This is a genomic window from Sphingomonas sp. BK580 (assembly GCF_014194975.1).
Lineage (GTDB): Bacteria > Pseudomonadota > Alphaproteobacteria > Sphingomonadales > Sphingomonadaceae > Sphingomonas.
On sequence record NZ_JACIAY010000026.1, the window covers coordinates 1 to 4490 of the forward strand.

The following is a 4490-nucleotide window of genomic DNA, read 5'->3' on the forward strand; positions in this document are numbered from 1 at the left end:
GTTGAGGTAGCGCTCCAGGTACAGCGCCGTCATGTCGATGTTCGCGGGATTGTCGAACCACGCCCGGCTGCGCAGCGCCGGCGGTGTAGTGCTCTGGGTCATCGGTCGCTCCGGGTCAGCGTTCATTAAGTCAGACAAATAACATCATCGATCGCGTCGTCAACGCCGTAGCGGCCCGAGCGGGATCGACTCCCCGATCAGCCGATAGCCCGCGGCGTTGGGGTGCAGCCCATCGCCGCTATCGTAGCGTGTCGCGAGATAGGTCGGGCGCGCTGGATCGCGCAGCAGCTGGTCGAGGTCGATCACGCTGTCGACGTGGCCGGGCACGCGCAGCCACGCGTTGATCGCCTGGCGGTCCGCCTCCGACTCGGCGCCGGGATGGTAATAAGCGCTGCCGGCGAACGGCAGGATCGTGGCGGCGTGCACCCTGATCCCGTGCGCATGCGCGCGCGCGACGATCTGCGCGAAGGCGCCGGTGACTCCCTCCACCAGCGCGCGATGCTGCTCGGGGCTGGCCGGAGCATCGCGGGTGAGCACGCCGATGTCGTTGACGCCCTCGAACAGGATCAGATGGCGCACCCCCGCCTGCCCGAACACGTCGCGATCGAGCCGCGCGAGTGCGCTCGGGCCGAGCCCGTCGAGCAGCACGCGATTGCCGCCGATGCCCGCGTTGAGCACCGCGACCCGCCCGCCGAGCCGGCGCGCGAGCACGTCGGTCCAGCGCGTGTAGCTGTTCGGCTTGACGCCATAGCCGTCGGTGATCGAGTCACCGAAGGCGACCACGCCACCGGGCGCGGCGCAGCGCTCCACCTCGACGCCGGCGAGCAGGTACCAGCGGTCGACGGCGCGCGCGCCGGGCAGCTCGGTCGCCCCGGTCCGGTCGCCGCGCGTGAGATAGGAGGTCGCGCGGCTGCCGGGATGCGCGGTCTGGCCATCGGGCTCCGCCGGCAGGTGGAGCGAGACCGCGAGATCGTCGAACGCGCGCAGCGGCAGCTCGACCGCGTCGCTGACCCATTCGGCGCCGGCCGGTACCGTCACCGCGGGCTGGCCGGCGAAGCGAAGCGGGCGCAGCGTCGCGGGTCGCAGCGCTCCTCCCCACGGCACTGCGGCGAGCGCCACCGTCGCCGCGTCGATCGTCAGCGGCGCACGGCCGAAGGCATTGGAGAAGCGGACGCGGACGCGCTGCGCGGCGAGGCTAGGGCGAACGATCTGGCGCAGCGTGGCGTCGCGCAGCGCACCCGGCTCGAGCTGAGCGTCCGCCGCGGGCGACAGCTGCGACGACGACCAGGCCGCCTGCCAGGTGCACGCGCCTGGCGCGGCGACGGCGGGCGCGGCCACCAGCTGCGCGGCGATCAGCGCGAACGCGGCGGCACGCCGCGGCGGCCACGAATAGCGACGATCGGCGACCGGCAATGCTCCTCTCCTCTCCGCATCTTTGACTTGAACCGCGAGGAGCGAACCTGAGATCGCGGCCATGTTAGCGCTATCACCGTACGTGTCGATGGGGAGATCGTCAAGTAAGTTGCCGCACGCTGGCTCCATGCTCGGACCGAGCCGTGCGGGCCAGCCGCCCTCCTCAACCCGATAGGTTCACCGCGCGATAGCGCGGGTTGAGCCCGTGGAAGACGAGCAGCGCCACCAGATAGGCCACACCGCACGCCACGAAGAACGGACCGTAGCTGCCGACCGTGTCGAGCAGCAGGCCGAGCGACTTGGACGCGATGAACCCCCCGACCGCGCCGGCGAAACCGCCGAGACCGATCAGCGTGCCCTGGGCGTAGCGCGGGAACAGGTCGCCCGGCAGCGCGAACAGATTGGTCGAGAAGCCCTGGTGCGCGGCGCAGGCCAGCCCGATCGCGAGCACCGCCCACCAGATGCCGCTCGCCTGCGCGGCGAACATCACCGGGAGCGCGAACAGCGCGCAGGCGAACATCGCCCGCTTGCGCGCGCGCCCGGTCTCCACCCCGCGGCGCAGCAGGTGCGACGAATACCAGCCGCCCGCGATCGCGCCGAAATCGGCGAGGATGTAGATCGCCACGAGCGGCGGGCCGAAGCTCTTCAGGTCATAGCCATATTGCTTGTTGAAGAAGTCGGGCAGCCAGAACAGGAAGGTCCACCAGACGGGATCGATCAGGAAGCGCCCCGCCATATAGGCCCAGGCCTCGCGGCGGCGCAGGACGGTGAGGAAGCCGGCGCGGCCGCTGTCCACCGCTGGCTCGGCCTCGATCCAGCCGCGCTCCTCGGCGGAGAGCCGCGGGTGCTCGCCGGGTCTGTGATAGAAGCGCCACCAGGCGAACAGCCAGACGAGATTGAACAGGCCGGTGACGAGGAACGCCCAGCGCCAGTCGAGCGCCAGCCCGGCGACGAGGAAGCCGACCAGCAGCGGCGTCACGATCGCGCCGACGTTGGCGCCGGCGTTGAAGATCCCGATCGCGAGCGCGCGCTCCCTCTTCGGGAACCACTGCGACGCCGCCGCGAGCGCCGACGGGTAGGTCCCCGCCTCGCCGAAGGCGAGCGGGATCCGCGCGACGACGAAGCCGGTGGTGGAGGTGACGAGCGTCTGCGCGAAATGGCCGACCGTCCAGCTGCCCATCGCGAGCAGATACCCCAGCTTGGGGCCGAGCCGGTCGATCAGCCAGCCGAACAGCAGGAAGCCGATGCCGTAGAACACCTGGAAATAGCCGGTGACGTCGCCGTAGCCGGTGTTGGTCCAGCCGTAGAGCGCGGTCAGCTGCGGCTTCAGCACGCCGAGCACCAGCCGGTCGATGTACGACAGCACCACCGCGGCGAACAGCAGCGCGCAGATCAGCCAGCGCACGCGCCCGCGCGGCCGTGCCACGGCATGCGCCGCGGTCTCGGGTGCCTCCTGGACGGCCTCGGTGAAGTCGCTCATCTCAGGCCGATCCTCTCGTCGGGGCCCCGGCGCGTCGCCCCGTGCCCGTCACCAGCTCCACAAAGTGCCGTCCTCGAGCCGGTTCACCGGCAGATAAGCGCGCTTGTAGTCGTAGCCCGCCGCCAGTTGCTCGTCGATGTCGACCCCCAGCCCCGGCGCGTCGCCCGGGTGCATGCGACCGTCGTCGAAGCGATAGGCGTGCGGGAAAACCGCGTCGGTCTCGGCGGTATGCGGCATATGCTCCTGCACGCCGAAGTTCGGGACCGAGAGTCCGAAATGCAGTGCCGCCGCCATCGTCACCGGCGACAGGTCGGTCGCGCCGTGGCAGCCGGTGCGCACCTGATAGAGGTCGGCCAGCGCGGCGATGCGGCGCAGGTGGGTGATGCCCCCGGCGTGGACGATCGTGGCCCGCACATAATCGATCAGCTGTTGCTCGATCAGCGTCTTGCAGTCCCAGATCGAGTTGAACACCTCGCCCACCGCGATCGGCGTGGTGGTGTGCTGGCGGATCAGGCGGAAGCCTTCCTGCTGCTCCGCCGGGGTGGGATCCTCGATCCAGAAGGGACGATAGGGTTCGAGATCGCGCCCCAGCCGCGCCGCCTCGATCGGGGTGAGCCGGTGGTGGACGTCGTGGAGCAGGTGGATGTCGGGGCCGAGCGCCTCGCGCGCCGCGGCGAACAACTCGGGCACGACGCGAAGGTACTTCTCGGTCGACCAGATCGCCTCGCTCGGCAGCGCGGCGTCGGCGGGCTCGTAGCGCTGCCCCGGTTTGGCGACACCGTAGGTGGAGGCGAGGCCGGGAACGCCGCATTGCAGCCGGATCGCGCGATACCCCTCGTCACGGTGCACCAGCGCGGTCGCGATCGTGTCCTCGATCGTGGTGCCATTGGCGTGGCAATAGACCAGACAGGCCTCGCGGCTGGCGCCGCCGAGCAGCTGGTAGAGCGGCAGACCGGCGAGCTTGCCCTTGATGTCCCACAGCGCGACGTCGACCGCGGCGATCGCGCTCATCGTCACCGGACCGCGGCGCCAATAGGCGCCTTTGTAAAGATACTGCCAGATGTCCTCGATCCGGTGCGCGTCGCGCCCGATCAGACAGGGGACGATATGGTCGGCGAGGTAGCTCGCCACCGCCAGCTCGCGGCCGTTGAGCGTCGCGTCGCCGACGCCGGTGGTGCCGTCGTCGCAGTGGAGCTTGAGCGTGACGAAGTTGCGCCCCGGCGAGGTGATGATGACGCGCGCGTCGGTGATGATGGGCATGGCGCTCCTCCTCAGGCGATCGCGGCCGCGAGCGCGACGGAAGGGGTCGCGTTTGCCCCTCGATATAGGACGTCGACGTCGTGCACGCGCATTCCTCTCCCGCCCGGCGCACCCCGTCGTCTCACCGCGACGGCTTGCCAAGATTGCTGGTAGCGATAACATGGCGGAGAGAGAGCGGCTGGTCAATGCCGCTAGGCTGGAGAGGCAGATGACCGCGCGCGGCAACATGAATCGGGCGACCATCGCGACCGCGCTGGCGCTGCTGCTCGCCGGCACCGCGCCGGCGCGGGCCGAGGACGGCTACCGGCTGTGGCTGCGCGCCGACGCGCCGGCGGGG

Annotated in this window: 3 protein-coding genes; all 3 read right to left on the reverse strand. The window is 70.3% G+C overall.

All coding sequences use genetic code 11. The annotated features are described in order from the left end of the window. Nucleotides 1-159: 159 nt before the first annotated feature. The 3 genes from FHY05_RS22155 to manD all read right to left on the reverse strand — a co-directional run bounded on the left by FHY05_RS22155 (nucleotide 160) and on the right by manD (nucleotide 4153). Nucleotides 160-1413, reverse strand: coding sequence for an SGNH/GDSL hydrolase family protein (locus tag FHY05_RS22155; RefSeq protein ID WP_260181782.1), 1254 nt, complete (start codon nucleotides 1411-1413; stop codon nucleotides 160-162). 163 nt (nucleotides 1414-1576) lie between these two features. Then, the gene (locus tag FHY05_RS22160; RefSeq protein ID WP_183946689.1) at nucleotides 1577-2893 is read right to left on the reverse strand and encodes an MFS transporter; all 1317 of its coding nucleotides are present in this window, start codon (nucleotides 2891-2893) and stop codon (nucleotides 1577-1579) included. Between the two features lie 48 nt (nucleotides 2894-2941). Next, a complete protein-coding gene (manD, locus tag FHY05_RS22165) occupies nucleotides 2942-4153 on the reverse strand; it encodes a D-mannonate dehydratase ManD (protein WP_183946691.1) in 1212 nt (403 codons plus the stop codon). Nucleotides 4154-4490 lie beyond the last annotated feature (337 nt).